Raw genomic sequence first — 17,971 nt, 5'->3', positions numbered from 1 at the left:
ACAAGAACTATGTTCCGTAAACTTACCCTTTCCGCCGCGATCGCTCTTGGTCTGTCCTCCGGTGCCGCTCTGGCATCGGGTGGCACCAGCCACGTCGAAGATTTCGCATTCTCGTTCGAAGGCCCGTTCGGCTCTTACGACCAGATGCAGCTTCAGCGCGGTCTGAAAATCTACACCGAAGTTTGTTCAGCATGTCACGGCCTCGAGCACGTTCGCATCGGCACCCTCGCCGATGAGGGCGGACCGCACTACGGCATCGACGAAGTCTGGGACTACGCTGGTCAGTTCGAAGTTTGGGATCCTGAGCTTGCAGACGGTGAAGGCGACTTCCGTGCTGCAACTCCGGCTGACAAATTCCCTGGTTCGTCGCTGTCAAATGCACCTGACTTGTCCCTGATGGCCAAAGCACGCGCTGGTTTCCACGGCCCCTACGGCCTCGGTATCAACCAGATCGTCAAAGGCATGGGCGGCCCCGAGTACATTGCTTCGCTTCTGACTGGTTACGAAGAAGCACCAGAATGTGCACCTGAAGGCTTTGACGGTAACTACAACACCGTCTTTACTGCAGGTGGCTACCCGAACGAATGTAAAGACGAGCACGGCAACCACCTCTATCCGGGAAGCTGGATCGCGATGGCACAGCCGCTCTACGGTGAAGACACTGAATTCGATGACGGTCACTCCAACGACCTGCACCACGAAGCTCAGGACGTTGCTGCATTCCTGATGTGGGCTGCTGAGCCGAAACTGAACGCTCGTAAAGAAGCTGGCCTGACCGGCGTGATCTTCCTGATCGTTCTGTCGGTTCTGCTCTACATGACCAACAAACGCCTGTGGGCACCGCACAAAGGTAAAAAGCGCGACGAAGAGTAATCTGACGCGCTCTGAATAGGAGAAGGCCCGCTAAATTGGCGGGCCTTTTTCATTTCTGGGTGGATGTTCCTAAATACCGCTGCAGCACATCAGGCGGGTTATCCATCACCTCTCGCGTCGGCAATGGTGCGAATAACTGCCCTTCATCAACCAAGGCAATTTGATCAGCCGCGACCAGCGCATCCTGCGGGTCATGGGTCACCATCAAAACAACACGATTGTCGGCAAGCGCTCGCTCACGCACGAGGGCAAGCATCTCTTGCTTGAGACCGGGCCCCAAAGCCGCAAAGGGTTCATCCAAGAGGATCACAGGACGATCTTGCAGCAAAAGCCGCGCCAACGCTGCGCGGCTCTGTTGCCCGCCCGAGAGAGCGGCGGGCTTACGCCCACCCATCCCAGACAAACCGACGCTGACGAGCATTTCATCAACACGGCGCTGTTCATCGCGCGTCAGCCGAAGCGATGCTCGCAGCGCGAGGCCGACATTCTGTGAAACGGTCAAATGAGGAAAGAGGTTGTTGTCTTGGAACAGGATCGAAACCGGTCTCTGATCAGGTCGCAAATCAGTTATCGGCTCACTGCGCCACAACACCTGCCCTTCGGCTTGATAGAAACCTGCGATCACAGAAAGAATCGTGGATTTACCAGCACCAGACGGGCCGATGAGAGCTGTAATCTGGCCCGCCGCAAAGCCTACATTTGCCGTTAGGCGGAAATCACCCTGACGCACATTCAGGTTTTCAAGCGTCAGCATCGGCGCGTCCTCCCCTGTCGAAAATCCAAAAGGCACAAAGGCTCAGCCCCAACAACACAAGTGCCGCGCCAGACGCGGCGTCCGTGCGGTAACTTCCCATCAATTGATACATCAACAACGGCAAGGTCTGCTGGTCCGAGGTCGCAAAGAGAGCGATCACACCTAGATCACCCATCGAAAGAGCCGCAGCCAATCCTGCAGCAAAGCCTAACGGCTTTCTTATGCGAGGCAGGACAGCAATCCTAACACGCGCCCAACCTCTCAGCCCAATCGAATCGGCAAGGCGTCCGTAGTCCGCCTCAACACGTTCAAACGCAGGCGCGATGACGCGCAGCGCAAAAGGAAGCGCCATAAGTGCGTTCATCAAGGCTGTGACCAGCAGCGCTAGTTTCGCGGGATTGAACACAGGTTGAACAACAACAAAGAGCCCCGTCCCGACCACCAATGAGGACGCAGCCAACGGCAAGGCTGAGGCCAGCCCAACGGCGCGTCCGCCACGCATCGACAAAAGGACTGCAGCAGCGATGGTCAAAGCAGTAGAAACCGCAGCGACCGAAACCGAACGCGCAATTGCGGGCCACATGGACGCTGGCAGATCGGACAACCCAATCACGCCTTTGATGACGACCATCGACAGAGGCAGAATCAGAAATGCAGCGGCCGATGCGATCGCGAGAGCATCGCATGACCGCTCCCATAGGCTGGCTCCGTCCCATCGCGGCAGAACACGGTCCAACCCCGCGCCAAATCCTTCAGGAACAGTGATGAACCACGCAGCCAGCGCGGCGATAATGGACAAACCGAATTGGACAGCGGCCAAAAGCGCGGCCCGCCCGAGGTCGAAGTCAAATCTCACAGCCTGATAGATTGCCAATTCAACCGTGGTTGCCTTTGGGCCACCGCCCAGAACGAGTGCGACAGCAAAACTCGTCAAGCAAATCAGGAAAATGGCCATAAACGCACCCGGCAAAACGGCTCGTAACATCGGTCGCTCTAGCATTGCGCTCACCGAGGCACCGAGGCTCACGACCAACCGAAATCTCTCGGCGGGTATAGCGATCCAGCCTTGTAGGATCATCCGCACCGCAAGCGGAAGGTTGAAGAAGACATGAGCCAACACAACGCCGCCCAGCCCATAGATTGAGATCCGATCCCCACCCGCCATAGCGATCGCATCATTCAAAAGACCATTGCGCCCAAACACCGCCAACAGCCCCATGACCGCGACAATGACTGGCAAAATGAATGGAGCGCCGAGGAGCGTTATAAGGACCGAGCGTCCTCGAAACCTGCGTCGAGATAGCGCCCGTGCAACTGGGATCGCCAGCACAACACTGGCCGCTGCAGATAGTATGGCCTGAAGCACGGTAAACCTAACGGCTGCCCATTCAGCCCGACCTAACCCACCCACGCCTTCGGCCCGCCAAAGAACAGCCAATAGTGTTCCCAGCGTCAACACCAGCACGAGGGCGATCACCATCGCCCCCGGCCAGCGTGGATAGTTTATTGAGCGAGTGCTGCGCGCCATGCGTCAATCGCCGGACCCGATTTTGCAGCCGCATCCTCAGAGCTGAGCAACAAAGCGGTCGAGGGTGTGACAAGGGTCTCAAACCCTTCGGGCAGACCAACCGCAGGTGTCACCGCAGGATACATCCAGTTGGTTGTCGGAATCACAGACTGGAACCCTTCGGTCGTCATGAACGCGAGGAAGGCATCCGCAAGCTCTGGCACATCGGTCGATGCGACCTTTGCTGCAACTTCGACCTGCATGTAATGACCCTCTTCAAAGGCCCACGATGTCTTGCTGTCGTCGCCTTCCGCGATCAGGTGATAGGCAGGCGAGGTTGTGTAGGACAACACGGCGTCTGCTTCGCCTTCGAGGAATAGACCGTAGGCTTCGGACCATCCGGGGGTTACGGTGACGATGTTGTCCGCCAGATCAGCCCAAATGCTGCCAGCTTCGTCACCATAGGCCGCTTCAACCCAGAGGACGAGGCCCAGACCTGGTGTCGATGACCGCGGGTCTTGGATTACGATTTTCAGGTCGCTTGCAGCGAGTTCACGGAAATTGGTCGGTGCATCGACGTCTTTCCCAGCAACGAAAGCAAAATAGCCCCAATCGAACGGAACAAACGTGTCGTCCGACCATTCAATCGGCAAATCATAGGCTGCAGTCACGCCCGATGCCGCAAAAAGGCCCGTCGCCGCTGCATCCGCCGTCAGGTTCGTATCAAGGCCGAGCACGATATCTGCATCCGTATTTGCGCCTTCGAGTTTCAGGCGCGACAGTACGGCTGCGCCGTCACCAGCGGCGACAAACTCCAGATCGCAGGCACATTCGGCCTCAAAGTTCGCCTCGATCTGCGGACCTGGGCCCCATTCGCTGTTAAAGCCGTCGTAGGTGTAAATCGTCAGGGTCGATGTTTCAGCGATTGCGCCAGTGGCAACGAAACATAGTCCTGCGACATGCGTGAGGGTCGTTTTCATAATGGTCTTTCCTCTTCATGCGCCGAACGGACGGGGGTCAAGAGGATCAACTCTGCACCTTCCCTCCGCCGGTCTTAACCGGTTCAGGTTCAACGGGTTCGCTTTCGCATCTCAGCCCTGTTGCCAGAGCACCCCGAGGTAACGGCGAACATAGACGCGCAAAAACGATGTTCAAGAGGAATTCGCAAAAGACCTTGGCCCCTCGCCCTGTCCGCGATAGAGGAAACACCAAAGGAGGCGCCCATGTCGTATAATACCTTCGGTCACATCTACCGCACCACCACGTGGGGCGAGAGCCATGGTCCAGCTTTGGGCGCAACGGTCGACGGCTGCCCTCCGGGCGTGGCGCTGACACCAGAGATGATTCAAGTCTGGTTGGATAAGCGCAAACCGGGCCAGAACAAAAATACGACCCAGCGCAATGAACCCGATGCAGTGAAAATCCTGTCGGGCGTGTTTGAAGGCGTGACCACTGGCACCTCAATCCAGCTGATGATCGAAAACACAGACCAGCGGTCCAAGGACTACGGCGACATCGCCCAGACCTTCCGCCCCGGTCACGCTGACCTCGCTTATCACCAAAAATATGGCCTGCGCGATTATCGCGGTGGCGGTCGCTCCTCTGCGCGCGAAACTGCGGCACGCGTTGCCTCTGGTGGCGTTGCGCGTGAAGTGTTGAAGACCCTCGCACCCGCGATTGAGATCAAAGGCTACATGGTCCAAATGGGCGACAGAAAGATCGACCGTGATCGGTTCGATTGGAACGCCATTGACCAGAATGATTTCTGGTGCCCTGACGCGCAAATGGCGTTGGAGTGGGAAGATTACCTTCAGTGGCTGCGCAAGGATGACCACAACAGCGTTGGCGCGGTGATCGAAGTTGTGGCCCGCAATGTCCCTGCGGGGATCGGCGCTCCGATCTATGCAAAGCTGGATACCGATCTCGCAGCAGCGATGATGTCGATCAACGCCGTCAAAGGCGTTGAGATCGGCGAAGGCATGGCTGCAGCAGCCCTGACGGGACGCGACAACGCCGACGAGATCTTCTTTGAAGACGGTCAGGTGCGCTACGGATCAAACCACGCTGGCGGCATCCTTGGTGGTATTTCCACTGGCCAAGATGTCGTCGTGCGCTTTGCTGTAAAGCCGACCTCGTCCATCCTGTCTCCACGCCGTTCCATTCGCATGGACGGCACACCGACAGAAGTCGTCACAAAAGGTCGCCACGACCCCTGCGTCGGCATCCGCGCAGTCCCCGTTGGTGAAGCAATGGCGGCGTGTGTCATCCTCGATCATATCCTGCTCGACCGCGCCCACACCGGCGGCGTCCGAGGTCAGATCGGCTAACACTGTTGATGCTAAAGATACTAAGCGGCGCCTTTCGGGCGCCGTTATAGTTTTGCGCCCTGCTTGGACAATTGGACGGCCAAAATTCCCGCTGCAATAATCGCAACACCGATCACGTCCCAGTGTGTCAGCTCCTCACCAATCAGAGCCCACGCGATGGTTACGCCAAAGAACGGGTTCAAAAAGTGGAACGTCGCCGCTTTGATCGCTCCGATCCGCTGAACGAGCAGGAACCAGACAAGGGTCGCCAAAAGACCGGGAACCAAAGTGGTGTAGAAGAACGCCACAATAAGCTGCCAACTCCAGATAATGTCCCAGCTCTCGAGCAGCGTCGCAGGCACGGACAGAACAGCCGAACCGACCAACATTTGCAGACCAACGATCATCAGAACGTTTCCGCCAGAGGACGCACCGCGCACGGACAGCGTTGCAACTGCCAGTGCCGTCACACCAATGGCGCATTGAACGAGGCCGATCACATCGATGGTCCCCGACAGGCGTGCGCCCATGATCACAGTCACGCCGATGATCCCTGCAACAAGCCCGAGCATACCCAACGGCTTTGGCCGATCGCCCATCACCCACCCGAAGAGAGCAACGATCAACGGCATCGTCGCTGCAATGATTGCAGCCAGCGACGCTTCAATCGTTTGCATCGCCACAAAGAACAGGCCGAGGTAAAGCGCGTTCTGGCAAACGCCAAAAATCAGCGTGGCCTTCCATTGCTCTCGCGTAAGTTTGGCCCGCTGCCCCATCGCATAAGCAATCGCGATCCCCAGAAGACCCGAGACCAAAAACCTAAGCGATAGAGAGGCCATTGGCGGGGCATATTGAACGATAATTCGTGCTGAGGTGAAAGCTGACGACCACATGAGGGCAAAAGACAACCCCATCAAAATAGCACGTAAATCCATAATGTCCCCGAGAATGAAAAAAGGGCCGCTGATGCCAGCGACCCTTTCTTAAGAATGCGTCAGGTGCAAGACCTGCAGAACGACTTATGCGTTAACGCTGTCTTTCAGTGCTTTCGCGATGGTCATTTTCACAACCTTGTCTGCCGGCTTCGACATGGTTTCGCCGGTTGCAGGGTTGCGAACCATACGCTCGGGGCGCTCGCGGCAGTAGATCTTGCCTACGCCCGGAAGGGTCACAGCGCCACCGCCCGAAACTTCGGAGGTGATGATATCGATCAGAGCTTCGAGACCAGCGGTTGCGGTCTTTTTGTCTGTGCCTGCTTTTTCAGCGAGTGCGGCGACGAGTTGCGCCTTAGTCATCGGCTTTGCCATTTTTATGGTCTCCCTAGTTCCGCCCGATATTGGGCCTCATGTCCCGTATAATAACGGTATATAGTAGATCACCACTATGAAAAGTGGATCGATGCAAGCAAAAAAGCCCTATTTTCGACCAAAAAGGCGAAATCACAGGAAGGCTGTTTCCTCAAAGCTGCGCAATTTCCGACTATGAATGCGTTCAAGAGGCATTTCTCGCAGATGTTCCATAGCACGAACACCAATCATGAGGTGCCGTGCAACCTGTGTTTTATAGAAATCTGACGCCATTCCGGGTAATTTCAACTCACCATGCAGCGGCTTATCAGAGACGCACAGGAGCGTGCCGTAGGGCACTCTGAAGCGGAAACCATTGGCGGCGATGGTCGCGCTCTCCATATCGAGCGCTACGGCCCTTGATTGGCTCAACCGCTGCACAGGGCCAGAGTGGTCCCGTAGTTCCCAGTTGCGGTTGTCAATGGTCGCAACGGTGCCTGTGCGCATGATGCGCTTAAGATCATAGCCAGAGACCTCTGTGACCTCTGCCACGGCATTCTCGAGCGCGATCTGAATTTCGGCAAGTGCTGGTATCGGAACCCATACAGGCAAATCATCGTCCAGAACGTGGTCTTCGCGCAGGTAAGCATGGGCCAAAACGAAATCACCCAAGCGTTGGCTATTCCTCAAACCAGCACAGTGTCCGACCATCAGCCACGCATGCGGACGAAGCACTGCAATGTGGTCTGTTGCCGTCTTCGCGTTCGATGGACCGACGCCAATATTGACCAACGTAATACCCGAGCCGTCAGCGCGTTTGAGGTGGTATGTCGGCATCTGCGGGAGTTTTGCAGGAATGAGCAACGGCTCCGCGGCGCCCGTGATCACGGTGTTCCCTGGCCCGACGAATGCGATGTAGCCGCTATCGGGATCAGCCAGCACTTGGCGGGCGTAGGATTCGAATTCTTCGACGTAGAACTGGTAGTTCGTAAACAGAACGTGATTCTGGAAATGATCAGGCGATGTGGCCGTGTAGTGCGACAACCGCGCCAGCGAATAGTCCACCCGCTGCGCCGTGAACGGAGCGAGTGGATGCGAGCCATCGGGATACGTAAACCCCGTGCCATTCACGATATCATCGTGCGTGATCGACAGATCAGGCACGTCGAACACATCCCGCAAGGTGAAGTTCATCGCGCCTTCTTGGGGGATCGTAACCGCCGCATCGTTCACAACAGCAAAGTGGACAGGAATCGGCGTCGTAGAGGGCCCAATTTCGACCGAAATGCCGTGATTTTCGATCAGCTGACCAATCTGCTGCCGCAAGTAATTCGCAAACAAACGGGGCTGCGTCACGGTCGTCGAATAAACACCGGGCGTCGCCACATGGCCAAACGACAGGCGGCTATCGGTCTGGGCATAGCTTTTGGTTTCAATTCGGATTTCGGGATAAAACGCGCGATAGCGGGCTTCTGGCTTGCCTTCGGTCACTGCGCGCGAAAACTCTTTGCCAAGGAAATGAACGGCGGCGTCATACAATTCGATCAAGCGCTCAACGGCCTGATCTGCGTTATCAAAGCTCTCCGCCGCCAATGTGTCGGCCGTAATGATTTGGTTCATTCTTCTACCTTTTTGGAATTGTTTTGGACGTCGGCATGCGCCCCGATTACGGGGTCGGAGTGTCCGGTTATGATGCCTGATCGGTCCATCCTCAAATCTGACACCAGTTATGCAACGTCTTCAAGACGCAATGGCACTTGCCGCTGGCAAAGCGATGATGGCAAATGGCGTCAAACCGCTTGGGGGCAAGCATGAGTATTTTGAAAAAGTTATTTGGCCCAGATGATGATCAGGCTCTGATCTACGACGCTGGTTCATTGGTCGAAACCACGGTGACTCGCTTTCCACTGATCCGCTGTCACAGCGATCTCGCTCAGGCCGTCATCGCAAAAGAAGCCCAAAATCGGGACCATACTCCCATCATCATCGGCTCAATCCGATCCGTCGAATTGCTGAACGATGCGACGCCGCGACCCATCACAGACATCGCGTTACGGGCTGCCAAATTCGATTTCCCTGCATGGATGGAACAGGCAAAGCTCGACTGGGCCACTCGATCAAATAACACCAGACAGCCAGTGCCGCCGCGCGGAGCAACGGATACGCACACCAACCACGCCGATGCGATTGACAGCGCCGTCTGGGATCCAGCACGCGGCGCGGCGTTGCAGACGATCTACATCGCGCTTTTCCCCACCGCAGACCCAACCGAAGTTCCTGCATACCTCGACTGCGGTGGATGGAATGCCTTTCCAGAAACCGAAGTGCATATGGGTCTCATGCGCCGCTGGCGTGATCGGTTCGGCGCACGGCTAATTGGTCACAGCCACGACACGCTGACCTTCCACGTTCTGCGCCCGCCTCACACACTTGCGGAAGCGCTGACGCTTGCGGAAGAGCATTATGCCTATTGCCCAGATGTCGTTGATCAAGGGTTCGAAACGCTGGATGCGCTTGCTGGGGCGCTCTTGAATGCGGGCACTTGGCAGTTCTGGTGGGACTGACCACTTGACCATGCCTGCGGTCACGTCACATTGCGAAACATGAAAACGCTTCTCTCATTCGGTCACGGATATTCCGCCCAAGCTCTTACACGACTTCTGCCCGACGACTGGACGGTGATCGGGACCACTCGGTCCGCCGACAAGGCCACAAGATTGCTCTCCGAAGGCGTCGATCCCCGCGTTTGGCCCGGCGCAGACATGCGGCCTGCACTGGACTGTGCGACGCACCTTCTGATTTCCGCTGCGCCGAATGAAGATGGCGACCCAGTGCTTCAGCATCTGCGCGATGAAATTCTATCGCGAGCAAATACCTTTGAATGGGTCGGATATCTGTCCACGACGGGCGTCTATGGCGATCACAGCGGCGATTGGGTGGATGAGGATGCTCCCCTGACGCCCGCCACGAAACGTGGGCAACTGCGGGTTAAGGCAGAGGCCGAATGGCGGACTATGGGCCTGCCGCTCCATATCTTTAGGCTCGCGGGCATTTACGGACCCGGTCGTGGACCGTTTGCGAAAGTGCGCAACGGGACGGCGCGGCGGATCATTAAACAGGGTCAGGTGTTCAGCCGTACCCATGTCGAAGACATCGCGCAGGTGCTTTGGGCTTCAATCAACCGTCCAAATCCGGGGGCCGCGTATAATGTCTGCGACGACGACCCTGCCCCGCCCGAAGATGTGATCGCCTATGCCGCGAAACTGCTGAAACTTCCAATCCCGCCAGCCGAGGATTTCGAGACAGCCGAAATGACGCCTATGGCGCGGTCGTTCTATGCCGAGAGTAAAAAGGTGAAAAACGACCGGATTAAGGACGAATTGGGTGTGATTTTGAAGTATCCAGACTACCGCAGCGGTCTGGACGCCCTTCTCGCCGCTGGAACCGATTAAGCAGTCTTGCCGATCGTCGCCACGCCCAGAACCTCCAGCACTTTTGCTTCGATGTCGTCGGCGTTCAATCCAGCCGTCGCATACATATCGCGCGGGTTGGCGTGATCGATGAACGTATCAGGCAGGACCATCGAACGGAATTTCAGACCCGCATCGAATACACCCTCGTCAGACAGCAATTGCGCAACGTGACTGCCGAAACCGCCAACCGCGCCTTCTTCGATAGTGATCAAGGCGTCATGATCTGCTGCAAGTTTCAGGATCAAATCACGATCGAGCGGTTTTGCGAAACGTGCATCTGCGACGGTCGGCGAGATGCCTTTAGCGTTCAGGCTCTCTACGGCTTGCATCACCTCTTGAAGCCGAGTCCCGAACGAGAGGATTGCAACCTTCTTACCCTCAACAATCATGCGGCCTTTGCCGATTTCGAGAGGCTCCGCATAGGTTGGAATTTCGACGCCAACACCTTCACCACGAGGGAAGCGGAATGCAATCGGACCTTCGTCATGCGCCGCAGCCGTCACAACCATCCGCACCAGTTCGGCCTCATCCGCCGCAGCCATGACAACCATGCCCGGCAAATTCGCCAGAAACGCCACATCAAAGCTACCTGCGTGTGTCGCGCCATCAGCACCAACGAGACCAGCACGGTCGATTGCGAAACGAACGGGCAGACGTTGGATTGCAACATCGTGAACGACTTGATCGTAACCACGCTGCAAAAACGTCGAATAGAGCGCGCAGAACGGTTTCATCCCACCCGCTGCCAACCCCGCAGCAAAGGTCACCGCATGCTGTTCGGCGATGCCCACATCGAAACAACGTGACGCGTAGCGTTCCATAAATTTCGACAGACCCGTGCCATCTGGCATTGCCGCCGTGATCGCGCAGATTTTTTGATCCTTTGCCGCCAAATCGAGCAAGGTTTCAGCAAAAACATTCGTGTAGCTTGGTGCGTTGGACGGCGCTTTGTGCTGCTTTCCGCTCGGAACGTCGAATTTGGCCGTCGCGTGACCTTTGTCGCGTGCCGCCTCCGCAGGGGCGTAACCCTTGCCTTTCTTCGTGATCGCATGGATCAGGATCGGACCAGTTGCTCGCGCCTTGACCGTGCGCAAGACGGCCAAAAGCTGCTCCATGTCATGCCCATCAATCGGCCCGATGTAAGAGAACCCAAGCTCTTCGAACATAGTCCCACCGACGGTCATATGCTTGAGCATATCCTTCGCCCGCTTAGCGCCCTCGCGAAATGGTGGAGGGAGAAGGCTGACGGCGCCCTTGGCCGCTGCTTTCAGCTCTTGGAACGGAGCACCCGCATAAAGACGTGATAGATAAGACGACAGTGCGCCCACTGGCTCTGCAATCGACATCTCGTTGTCATTCAGAACAACGATCATCCGCTTGCCCAAGTGGCCCGCGTTGTTCATCGCCTCGAACGCCATGCCCGCGGACATGGACCCATCACCGATCACCGCAATCGCGTCGCCGACGCCCTCTTCGGTGACGCCGCCCAAATCACGCGCCACGGCAAAGCCGAGCGCCGCAGAGATCGACGTCGACGAGTGACCAGCGCCAAACGCGTCATACGGGCTCTCACTGCGTTTCGCGAAACCGGATAGGCCGTCTTTCTGACGGAGGGTCCGAATACGATCACGACGGCCCGTTAAAATCTTATGCGGGTAGCACTGGTGCGAAACGTCCCAGATGATCTTATCTTTGGGCGTATCGAACACCGCATGAAGCGCGACCGTCAGTTCCACCACGCCCAATCCAGCGCCCAAATGCCCGCCTGTCACCGATACCGCGCTGATTGTCTCTGCGCGCAGTTCGTCGGCCACGTGACGCAGTTCAGCATCCGACATACCTTTTAGGTCGGCAGGCGTATGAACGCGGTCGAGGTGTGGTGTCATCGGTGTGTCAGTCATGGCTGTCTCACTTGTCGCGGGCGATCACAAAACGTGCCGCGTCGCGCAGGGTTTGCGCGGTTTCACCATAGATAGATAGGGCATCGCAAGCCTCGGTCACCAAATCGGCTGCGCGGCGTTTCGCCCCGTCCAAGCCCAAAAGGGACACGAATGTCGCTTTGCCAGCATCAGCGTCTTTACCAACGGCTTTGCCGACCGTTTCAGCATCGCCCGTCACGTCCAGAACATCATCCCAGATTTGGAAAGCCAGCCCCAAGGCATCGCCATAGCGTTTCAACGGTCCAATGTCAGCGCCCGCCATTCGAGGCCCCGCGGTCGCGGACCACGTGATGAGCGCACCCGTTTTACCTGCCTGCAATATGGTGATCTGATCGAGTGTGAGCGGAGCCGTGGCCGTCTCTGCTGCGATGTCCAACGCCTGACCACCAACCATGCCACGCACACCCGATGCCTCGGCGAAGGAACGGATCAGGTCTATGCGCCGTTCAGCGGCACAATCAGCGGAAGCCAAGAATTCAAATGCTAACGATTGAAGCGCATCACCTGCGAGGACGGCGGTCGCTTCGTCCCATTTGCGATGAACGGTCGGCTGCCCACGGCGCAGATCATCATCGTCCATGCAGGGCAGATCATCATGCACCAGCGAATAAGCGTGAAGACATTCGATAGCTGCCGCGACCTTGACTGCGTTCGAAATACCGTGGAGCGCCGCGCTTTCGAGAACCAAAAAACCGCGCAACCCTTTTCCGCCGCGCACTGCATATCCCATCGCATCCGCGACAGGCATATCAAGGCCCGAGAGCGCCTGCGCGATATCAGCCTCGGCCAGATCGCGAGCGCGGATTAGTGCGGCGGTCAATGACATTAGCCAGCGTCCAGCGGTGCCGTTCCAGTCGGCGCGCCATCAGCGCCCAAAGTGATCTTGGCCACTTTTTCTTCGGCTTCTTTCAGCTTGGCCTCGCAACGGGCCTTAAGCGCCGCGCCACGTTCGTAAAGCGCGATGGAATCGTCGAGCGCCACGTCGCCATGCTCGAGACGGTTCACAACCGACTCCAGCTCTTTCATCGCCTGCTCAAAGCTCATTTCATCAACGGGCGTGTCAGTCATCGGCCTCTTTCCTCCAAAACACTTACATGGGCGGCAGCGGAGGCTGCCAACGCGTCAAGGTTATAGCCACCTTCCAATGCAGATACCACGCGCCCGTTGCAAGAGGCCTCGGCAATATCACATAGGCGGTGTGTCACCCACGCTAAGTCTTCGGTCTCGAATTCCAACTGGGCAAGCGGATCGTCACGGTGCGCATCAAAGCCAGCAGAGATAATCAATAGCTCGGGTGCGAAAGCCGTCAGGCGGGGGAACACTTGCTCTTCGTATACTTTGCGGAAAACGTCGGAGCCGCTGGCAGGCGGCAAGGCGATGTTTAGGACGTTATCAAACTCACCCGTATCAACGGGATCACCCGTCCCGGGCCAAAGCGGCATCTGTTGCGATGTGATGGTTAGGATACGAGGATCATCTTCGCACAAAGCCTGAGTGCCATTGCCGTGATGAACGTCGAAATCAACGATGGCGACACGGCGCAGGCCATGATGATCAAGCGCATACTTTGCCGCGATGGCGACGTTGCCGAATAGACAAAAGCCCATCGGGATTTCTTGTTCTGCGTGGTGACCGGGGGGGCGAATGGCGGCAAAGGCGTTTTTCACATCCCCATTCAGCACTTTGTCGACCGCGAGCATGACCGCACCAGCCGCTCGATACGCCGCCTCAAACGAACCGGGCGACATATGCGTGTCGGCATCCAATTGCCGCGAGCCCGATGACGGGAGCGCAGCACGAAGTCGATCAATGTAGGACTGCGGATGGCACCGTTTTAGATCGTCGTCCGCCGCCATTGGGGCTGTAAAACGCTCCAACGGAATATCAGACAAGGCGTCCAAAACGACTTGAAGACGGGCAACTTGTTCAGGATGTCCGTCGGGCGTCACATGGTTCAGGCAGGCGGGGTGTGTGATTAAGGCTGTGGTCATACCGCAAGGAACCCCAAACCCATCCGTCCGTCAATCAGGCTGCAACATGTAGCCAGAACCGCGAACCGTCTGTAGATAACGAGGCTGCTTCGGATCGACCTCGATCTTGCGGCGTAGACGGGTGATCTGAACATCGACCGCGCGTTCCTGCGTTTGCCCACCAGAACGGCTAAGCTCTTCAACCAAGGTGCCCCGCGATACGGGTTCACTGGGCTTAGCGCTGAAGATCTTCATCAACTGACTCTCGGTCGCGGTCAGGCGGATCAGATCATCACCCTTCCACAACTCCCCCCGATCCACATCGTAGCGAAACGGACCCATATTAAGCGACTTCGGCACCACGACAGCAGGAACCGCCTGCGGAACACGGCGCAGGATTGCATTGATCCGCAACAACAGTTCTTTGGGCTCGAACGGCTTTGCTAGGTAATCGTCAGCGCCCGCTTCCAAACCAGCAATCCGATCAGAGGTCTCACCCTTTGCGGTCAGCAACATAATGGGCGTGCCCAACCGTGCCCGCAGATCACGGCACAACGACATGCCGTCTTCGCCAGGCATCATGACATCCAAAACGATCAAATCGAATTCGAGACCAGACAGGATACGACGCGCATGAGCCGCATCGCGTGCGGTGCTCACCAAAAAACCATTCCGCATAAGGAACTTCTGTAGAAGTCCCCTGATCCGTTCGTCGTCATCAACAATTAGAATATGGGCGTCATCGGCGCTCATGTCGTTCTATCCCTCAGCGCCTCGTATTGACGACGCATGTCCGTATCCATCATCGCCTCTAGAACTTGGCGGAACCCACCAACGGCAGCTGGACCTGCGGCGCGAAACGCTGCCCGCATTCGATCCCGCTGCGCATCGGACAGCTCGCGTTCCAGACGCTGGCCAGCTTCGGTGAGGAAAAGGTGACGTTCACGCTTGTCCTCTTGGCCGACCCTGCTCTCTACCAAACCGTCATCGATCAAAGCGCGCAACACACGATTAAGGGACTGCTTTGTAACACCAAGAATAGACAAGAGATTATTCACCGTCGTGCCATGGCTTCGGTTGATAAAGTGGACAGCACGGTGATGCGCCCGTCCGTAGCCTTTATCTTCGAGGATGCGATCAGGGTCTGCCGTGAAACCGCGGTAGGCAAAATACATCGCCTCGATCCCCTGCCGTAGCTGTTCATCCGTCAAAAACAGCAAGGACTGTCCGCTTGGCACGTCATTCATGGCCGAAACCCTTCTTTCGTTCACGGACAGAATACGTCAGCCTTGTTGACATTCCAAGCCTTCACTGTTAGCGAATCTCATGAATTCACGCAATTTTACGATAGAAATCGTAGTGCGTTGAGAAATAAATGAAAAGCAGAGGGTGCACTATGGCTGGCTATGATGATCGTGACGGTAAAATCTGGATGGACGGCCAGTTGGTCGATTGGCGTGACGCGAATGTCCACATTCTGACCCATGCGCTGCACTACGCATCGTCCGTTTTCGAAGGCGAGCGCGCTTACAACGGCAAAATCTTTAAATCCGTCGAGCACTCTGAGCGTTTGCTGAAATCGGGCGAAATGCTCGACATGCCGATCCCCTACACTGTTGAAGAAATCGAAGCTGCGAAGAAAGCTGTTTTGGATGCGAACGGCCTGACCGACGCATACATCCGCGTTGTTGCATGGCGTGGCGCGGGCGAAGACATGGGTGTTGCATCCGCGCGCAACCCTGTTCGCATGGCTGTGGCCGCTTGGACTTGGGGTGCCTACTACGGCGACGCAAAGATGAAAGGCGCAAAGCTGGACATCGCGAAATGGAAGCGCCCGTCGCCCGAAACCATCCCGACCGCTGCAAAGGCCGCTGGTCTCTACATGATCTGCACGATGTCCAAACACGCCGCAGAAGCCAAAGGCTGCTCTGACGCACTGTTCCTCGACTATCGTGGCTATGTGGCTGAGGCGACTGGCGCGAACATCTTCTTCGTCAAAGACGGCGAAGTGCACACCCCGATCCCGGACGCGATCCTGAACGGCATCACCCGCCAAACTGTCATCGGCATGCTTCGTGACAAAGGTATCAACGTGATCGAGCGCCGTATTCAACTGGAAGAGCTGGCTGAGTTTGAACAGTGCTGGCTGACAGGCACCGCGGCTGAGGTTACTCCCGTTGGTCAGATCGGTGACTACACCTTTGAAGTTGGTGATATCACCCGCTCAATCGCAGAGGACTACGAAGCGCTCGTTCGCGCCTAATCTTAGGTTCTGATGAACATTGTGTCGCCGTAGGTTAGCCCTGCGGCGACATTGCTTTTCGAGTCTTGGTTCGTTCGAGCCCGAGTTGGCGTTCGCGCCAAATGATCAATATGCCAGCAAAGATCACCACGGACGCACCGATCAACGTCGTAATTGTCGGCACCTCATCAAAAAATGCAAAGCCAATGGCGATCGAGAACAGCATCGACGAATATTCGAATGGTGCCACGAACGACGCGTCCGCAAGCCGATAGCTTGAGGTGAGAAGGATCTGACCGACCCCACCAATAATGCCCGCAAGTACCAGAAGTGCCGCCTCTTTGGGCGTGGGTACGACCCAGCCCCAGTAAATCGTCAGCAACGACAGTCCAGTGGCAGTGACTGAGAACCAGAATACGATCGATGAGGTCGTCTCGGTCTTCGTCAGTTTCCGAATAAAGACCTGCGCCAAGGCTGCTGCCACAGCAGACCCCAACGCCAGAACCGCGCCAAGTGTCTCTGAAACGTCGATCACATCAACCGATAATCGCGGGGCCATGATGATCATAACCCCGACGAGGCCGACAGCGACTGTCATCAATCGAAACAGGCGAACAGTTTCATTTAAAAACATCGCTGCGAAAACGACGACGAAGATCGGCATCGCATAGCCAATAGCGGTCATTTCAGGCAGCGGCAAAAGGCCCAGCGCCCCAAAAGTCATGGCCATTGCGGACGTGCCGATTACGCCGCGCCAAACATGGTTCATTGGGTTTTGTGTCTTAAAACCGATCCGCAGCTCTTTGCGCATCGCGAGCCAAACAACGATCACTGGAATGGCAAAGAGGGATCGAAAGAAGACCGACTGTCCTGGCGGCACATGGCCTGAGACAGATTTGATGATCCCCGCCATGACGACGAAGAGAAGCACCGACAATACTTTGAAAATGATGGCTCGGAAAAACTGCATAGGTCGCCCTTGTTCTAGGGACCTTGTAGCACTCAATGGGCGCGCGCCAATGGGTATTCTAATAGCTAAGCGGCGCGTCCTGAAAACGCGCCGCCGTGCTGATCACTCAGCTTTTGCAACCATGGCACCCGCGACCTTCTCGGACACGATACCAAAGACGTTGCCGACAATGAGCGAGACCGCGATCATCATCGCCGCTTTGCCAAGTGCGGCAGTATCGGTCAGCGCAACACCCGTCAGAAGCGTGCCCGCTGCTGTTGACGCATAGCCGTAGACGCCCGCCGGAATGGTGGCGAGGGCTGGCAGATGCGCGCCCAGCACCAGAACAACCACCGACAGACCCACGATGATAGATGTGACAACGACGGAACCAGCGACCGATCCAACAACGAACAAGGTCACAGCAGCAACTGCCACGCCCCAGATGTGGTTAATGCTATTCTTAGTCAGGGCCTCAAATTTTCCGCCCGTATGATAGAATGCGCCCCAACCGATAAAGAGCGCCCAGACTTGCAAGCCCGCTCCATTCCCAAGGCAGACCCATGTTGCCACGGCCGCCAATACACCGATTGAAATCGCTAACGCGTTAATCAAGTTCATAGTTTCTCCTTCCCTGTTTACCCCTCTCCTTTGGGGGCAAGCGAAACGGT

Annotated in this window: 19 protein-coding genes and 1 riboswitch; of the genes, 5 read left to right on the top strand and 14 right to left on the bottom strand. The window is 56.6% G+C overall.

Features of this window, described 5'->3' with window-relative positions; translation table 11 throughout:
* Positions 1-9 precede the first annotated feature (9 nt).
* Positions 10-873, top strand: coding sequence for a cytochrome c1 (locus AC07ED_RS15070; RefSeq protein WP_105236097.1), 864 nt, complete (start codon positions 10-12; stop codon positions 871-873).
* Positions 874-922: 49 nt separating this feature from the next.
* Here the strand turns inward: AC07ED_RS15070 and AC07ED_RS15065 are convergent, their stop codons facing one another.
* The 3 genes from AC07ED_RS15065 to thiB are packed head-to-tail and all read right to left on the bottom strand — an operon-like array spanning position 923 to position 4,114.
* Positions 923-1,627, bottom strand: a complete 705-nt coding sequence (locus AC07ED_RS15065) for a thiamine ABC transporter ATP-binding protein (RefSeq protein ID WP_105236098.1) — start codon at positions 1,625-1,627, stop codon at positions 923-925.
* The gene (locus tag AC07ED_RS15060) at positions 1,614-3,155 is read right to left on the bottom strand and encodes a thiamine/thiamine pyrophosphate ABC transporter permease ThiP (RefSeq protein WP_105236099.1); all 1,542 of its coding nucleotides are present in this window, start codon (positions 3,153-3,155) and stop codon (positions 1,614-1,616) included. The genes AC07ED_RS15065 and AC07ED_RS15060 overlap by 14 nt, the downstream gene beginning before the upstream one ends.
* Positions 3,131-4,114: a thiamine ABC transporter substrate binding subunit gene (thiB, locus tag AC07ED_RS15055; protein ID WP_105236100.1), complete on the bottom strand. Its 984-nt coding sequence runs from the start codon at positions 4,112-4,114 to the stop codon at positions 3,131-3,133. Before thiB ends, AC07ED_RS15060 begins: the two co-directional genes overlap by 25 nt.
* A gap of 43 nt (positions 4,115-4,157) precedes the next feature.
* A riboswitch (TPP riboswitch) is annotated at positions 4,158-4,260 on the bottom strand.
* A gap of 97 nt (positions 4,261-4,357) precedes the next feature.
* Between thiB and aroC the strand changes: the two genes are divergently transcribed.
* A complete protein-coding gene (gene aroC / locus AC07ED_RS15050) occupies positions 4,358-5,461 on the top strand; it encodes a chorismate synthase (protein WP_105236101.1) in 1,104 nt (367 codons plus the stop codon).
* Between the two features lie 44 nt (positions 5,462-5,505).
* Here aroC and AC07ED_RS15045 read toward each other — a convergent pair whose 3' ends face one another.
* The 3 genes from AC07ED_RS15045 to AC07ED_RS15035 all read right to left on the bottom strand — a co-directional run bounded on the left by AC07ED_RS15045 (position 5,506) and on the right by AC07ED_RS15035 (position 8,346).
* On the bottom strand, positions 5,506-6,375 hold the full coding sequence (locus AC07ED_RS15045; RefSeq protein WP_105236102.1) for a DMT family transporter: 870 nt from the start codon (positions 6,373-6,375) through the stop codon (positions 5,506-5,508).
* Between the two features lie 84 nt (positions 6,376-6,459).
* Positions 6,460-6,747, bottom strand: coding sequence for an HU family DNA-binding protein (locus AC07ED_RS15040; protein ID WP_067552698.1), 288 nt, complete (start codon positions 6,745-6,747; stop codon positions 6,460-6,462).
* Positions 6,748-6,879: 132 nt separating this feature from the next.
* On the bottom strand, positions 6,880-8,346 hold the full coding sequence (locus AC07ED_RS15035; protein ID WP_105236103.1) for an AMP nucleosidase: 1,467 nt from the start codon (positions 8,344-8,346) through the stop codon (positions 6,880-6,882).
* A gap of 191 nt (positions 8,347-8,537) precedes the next feature.
* Here AC07ED_RS15035 and AC07ED_RS15030 point away from each other — a divergent pair, with 191 nt between their 5' ends.
* Both AC07ED_RS15030 and AC07ED_RS15025 read left to right on the top strand, forming a co-directional pair.
* Positions 8,538-9,290: a DUF4253 domain-containing protein gene (locus tag AC07ED_RS15030; RefSeq protein WP_158664566.1), complete on the top strand. Its 753-nt coding sequence runs from the start codon at positions 8,538-8,540 to the stop codon at positions 9,288-9,290.
* Positions 9,291-9,329: 39 nt separating this feature from the next.
* On the top strand, positions 9,330-10,178 hold the full coding sequence (locus AC07ED_RS15025; protein WP_105236105.1) for an SDR family oxidoreductase: 849 nt from the start codon (positions 9,330-9,332) through the stop codon (positions 10,176-10,178).
* Here the strand turns inward: AC07ED_RS15025 and dxs are convergent.
* The 6 genes from dxs to AC07ED_RS14995 are packed head-to-tail and all read right to left on the bottom strand — an operon-like array spanning position 10,175 to position 15,356.
* Positions 10,175-12,100 (bottom strand): 1-deoxy-D-xylulose-5-phosphate synthase, encoded by a 1,926-nt coding sequence (dxs, locus tag AC07ED_RS15020; protein WP_105236106.1) that lies wholly within the window; start codon positions 12,098-12,100, stop codon positions 10,175-10,177. The two genes, AC07ED_RS15025 and dxs, sit on opposite strands and share 4 nt — an antisense overlap.
* 7 nt (positions 12,101-12,107) lie before the next feature.
* Entirely contained in the window at positions 12,108-12,965 is an 858-nt protein-coding gene (locus AC07ED_RS15015; protein ID WP_105236107.1) for a polyprenyl synthetase family protein, read from the bottom strand.
* Positions 12,965-13,207: an exodeoxyribonuclease VII small subunit gene (locus AC07ED_RS15010; RefSeq protein ID WP_067552682.1), complete on the bottom strand. Its 243-nt coding sequence runs from the start codon at positions 13,205-13,207 to the stop codon at positions 12,965-12,967. The genes AC07ED_RS15015 and AC07ED_RS15010 overlap by 1 nt, the downstream gene beginning before the upstream one ends.
* Positions 13,204-14,130, bottom strand: a complete 927-nt coding sequence (locus AC07ED_RS15005; RefSeq protein WP_105236108.1) for a histone deacetylase family protein — start codon at positions 14,128-14,130, stop codon at positions 13,204-13,206. The genes AC07ED_RS15010 and AC07ED_RS15005 overlap by 4 nt, the downstream gene beginning before the upstream one ends.
* Positions 14,131-14,160: 30 nt before the next feature.
* Positions 14,161-14,862, bottom strand: a complete 702-nt coding sequence (locus AC07ED_RS15000) for a response regulator (RefSeq protein ID WP_105236109.1) — start codon at positions 14,860-14,862, stop codon at positions 14,161-14,163.
* A complete protein-coding gene (locus AC07ED_RS14995; protein WP_105236110.1) occupies positions 14,859-15,356 on the bottom strand; it encodes a MarR family winged helix-turn-helix transcriptional regulator in 498 nt (165 codons plus the stop codon). The genes AC07ED_RS15000 and AC07ED_RS14995 overlap by 4 nt, the downstream gene beginning before the upstream one ends.
* Before the next feature lie 149 nt (positions 15,357-15,505).
* Between AC07ED_RS14995 and AC07ED_RS14990 the strand changes: the two genes are divergently transcribed.
* Positions 15,506-16,372: a branched-chain amino acid aminotransferase gene (locus AC07ED_RS14990; protein WP_105236111.1), complete on the top strand. Its 867-nt coding sequence runs from the start codon at positions 15,506-15,508 to the stop codon at positions 16,370-16,372.
* Positions 16,373-16,406: 34 nt separating this feature from the next.
* Here AC07ED_RS14990 and AC07ED_RS14985 read toward each other — a convergent pair whose 3' ends face one another.
* On the bottom strand, positions 16,407-17,321 hold the full coding sequence (locus tag AC07ED_RS14985; protein WP_105236112.1) for a DMT family transporter: 915 nt from the start codon (positions 17,319-17,321) through the stop codon (positions 16,407-16,409).
* Between the two features lie 102 nt (positions 17,322-17,423).
* Complete coding sequence (locus AC07ED_RS14980; RefSeq protein ID WP_105236113.1) at positions 17,424-17,921, bottom strand: DUF1097 domain-containing protein; 498 nt, start codon at positions 17,919-17,921, stop codon at positions 17,424-17,426.
* Positions 17,922-17,971: the final 50 nt, after the last annotated feature.

This window comes from Aestuarium zhoushanense, assembly GCF_056431045.1.
The sequence above is the reverse complement of the archived record's forward strand: the minus strand, read 5'-3'. Positions and strand labels throughout refer to the sequence as shown.